Source organism: Desulfosporosinus sp. I2 (genome assembly GCF_000960765.1).
In the GTDB taxonomy this organism is placed as follows: domain Bacteria; phylum Bacillota; class Desulfitobacteriia; order Desulfitobacteriales; family Desulfitobacteriaceae; genus Desulfosporosinus.
In genome coordinates, this window is record NZ_JYNH01000309.1 from 1 (window position 1) to 688 (window position 688).

General features: G+C 40.4%; 1 pseudogene. It reads left to right on the forward strand.

Going from position 1 to position 688, the window contains the following annotated elements:
• Positions 1 to 189: 189 nt before the first annotated feature.
• A pseudogene (locus UF75_RS25855) lies at positions 190 to 688 on the forward strand (peptidase); the annotation flags it as partial.

A 688-nucleotide genomic window follows, 5' to 3' on the forward strand; every position in this document is an offset into this window, starting at 1 on the left:
AAAAACCATAATAGAACAAAGTTAGACTAGGGTACTAATCATTTTTAGCCTTCCGTGAATAATAGCCAACTATTAATAAGGTATCTAAATTAATAGGCGTTTGAATGAAATTCGGAACTCTTAGCGTTCACCATGAATACCAATATGGAATAATATGGTATGTAAGGATGAGTCTGGGAGGGAACTAGTTTGGATGCTGAAGAACGGATTCGTTGTATTAAGCGTTTAGAACAATTACGAGATTCCAAAGTCATAGTCTATTTTTCTTATACACCCCTTGATGACACAATTTTACTCCCTCTCTATAAACAACTGAAGGAAATCGGCCATACCCATAGAATTGACTTAATTCTGCATAGTTATGGGGGGGCCGTGGATACTCCTTATAAAGTTGTGCTGTTAATCCGAGAGTTTTGCGATGAGTTCGCGGTAATTGTACCGCTGGTCGCAAAATCAGCAGCTTCAATGCTTATTCTTGGAGCAGATGAAGTCGTTATGGGGCCTATCTCTGAACTTGGGCCGATTGATCCGCTCGTTAAACATCCTATTTATAAGGACCTGTTGATACCGGTTCAGGCGGTTTGGCATTGTTTGGACTACTTGCAACGTTCTATCAGCAACTGCTCAGATTTAGAAGTGGCGGCTTTAATAGTGACACCGCTACTCAACATGCTTGATCCTTGGTTGA